Consider the following 1275-nt stretch of genomic DNA (forward strand, 5'->3'; position numbering starts at 1 on the left):
GGGGAGAAGACGAGGAACTCTCCGTCCCAGAGCCGGCCCATGGCGTCGAGCGCCTCGAAGGCGCGCGTCTCGAAGGCGAAGTCCCCGCCGTGTCTCGCGAGGGGATACGGGAGCACCGAGCCCATCCGCAAGGCCTGGGGCGACGACGACCCTTCGCTCATGAGACTCCTGTCCGCCTCAGGGGGCATTCAGCCCGAACTCGGAGACGTCCCACAGCGCGGACGTCCTTCGTGGGCGAGTCTAGCCATCGCCGGGCCCGAACGGAGGGGCAGAGGCCCCGTAGAATCGAGCCCATGAAAGGCATCATCCTCGCCGGCGGCACGGGCTCCCGCCTGCATCCCATCACCCATGCCATCTCGAAGCAGCTCGTACCGGTCTACGACAAGCCGATGATCTACTACCCGCTCTCCACGCTGATCTTGGCGGGGATCAGCGACATCCTGGTGATCACCACCCCGCACGACGCAGAGCAGTTCCAGCGCCTCCTGGGCGACGGCTCCCAGTTCGGGATCTCGCTCACCTACGTGCAGCAGCCGTCACCGGACGGCCTGGCCCAAGCGTTCATCCTCGGCGAGGAGCACATCGGCGACGACAACGTGGCCCTCGTGCTGGGGGACAACATCTTCTATGGCCCGGGCATGGGCCAACAGCTGCGCCGTCACACCCAGGTCGACGGTGCCACCGTGTTCGGCTACTGGGTAGCGGACCCGAGCGCCTATGGCGTGGTGGAGTTCGACGACGCCGGCAAGGCCATCTCACTGGAGGAGAAGCCCGCGGAGCCGAAGAGCAACTATGCGGTGCCGGGCCTGTACTTCTACGACAACGACGTCGTCGAGATCGCGAAGAGTCTCAAGCCGTCGGCGCGCGGCGAGCTGGAGATCACCGACGTGAACCGCACCTATCTGGAACGCGGCACCCTCAACGTGGAGGTTCTGCCCCGCGGCACCGCATGGCTGGACACCGGCACCTTCCACGACCTGAACGACGCCTCCAACTTCATCCGCACCATCGAGTCCCGCCAGGGCCTCAAAGTCGGCTCCCCCGAGGAGGTCGCCTGGCGTCAGGGCCTTCTCTCCGACGACGAGCTGCGCGAGCGCGCCGAGCCGCTCGTGAAGTCGGGGTACGGGCGGTACCTCCTGGAAATGCTCGAGTCCGGGCGGTGAGCGCGGCCGAGTCCACCCTGGCGGCCCCCCGATCTGCCCTTCCGTGACAAGGAGGGTCAGAGGAACTCAGGGGATTCAGCGCGAGTGTCGGCCGGTCACTGCGATCAGCGAT

Annotated in this window: 1 protein-coding gene; it reads left to right on the forward strand. The window is 66.8% G+C overall.

What is annotated here, in order from left to right; genetic code table 11:
* The first annotated feature begins 293 nt into the window (after nucleotides 1-293).
* Entirely contained in the window at nucleotides 294-1163 is an 870-nt protein-coding gene (rfbA, locus tag ACFWJO_RS38540) for a glucose-1-phosphate thymidylyltransferase RfbA (RefSeq protein ID WP_377662866.1), read from the forward strand.
* Nucleotides 1164-1275: the final 112 nt, after the last annotated feature.

Source organism: Streptomyces sp. NPDC127092 (assembly GCF_042722475.1).
Taxonomy (GTDB): Bacteria; Actinomycetota; Actinomycetes; order Streptomycetales; family Streptomycetaceae; genus Streptomyces.